The organism is Streptomyces diastatochromogenes, assembly GCF_002242805.1.
GTDB lineage: Bacteria > Actinomycetota > Actinomycetes > Streptomycetales > Streptomycetaceae > Streptomyces > Streptomyces diastatochromogenes.
On sequence record NZ_MCGQ01000207.1, the window covers coordinates 1 to 379 of the forward strand.

The window sequence follows — 379 nt, forward strand, 5'->3', positions numbered from 1 at the left end:
GCGCAGCCGGTCGCCCGCCCGGAGCGCGATGCCCTTGGCGACACCGACGCCGGCCGGGGTGCCGGTGGCGAGAACGTCGCCCGGCTCCAGGGTCATCAACTTGCTGGCGGCCGAGATGAGTTGGGCCACGCCGAAGATCATGTCCTTGGTGTTTCCGTCCTGCTCCAGCACGCCGTTGCGCCACAGCCGCACCGGCAGCGTCTGCGGGTCCGGCACGAACCAGGACGGCGTCACACCGGGGCCGATGGGGGAGAAGGTGTCGCGCCCCTTGGACGCGAGCCAGTCGTAGGCGAACGGCGGGGCCAGCGGGTTGGGCCGGGCGTGCAGACCGCGCGCGGAGATGTCGTTGACGATCGTGTAGCCCGCGACCGCGTCCAGC

The 379-nt window shown here is 72.0% G+C and carries 1 protein-coding gene; it reads right to left on the reverse strand.

Annotation, left to right across the window (positions count from 1 at the left end):
• Positions 1 to 379 (reverse strand): fumarylacetoacetate hydrolase family protein (locus tag BEK98_RS47650; RefSeq protein WP_143684310.1); only part of this gene is annotated, 379 nt, incomplete at both ends.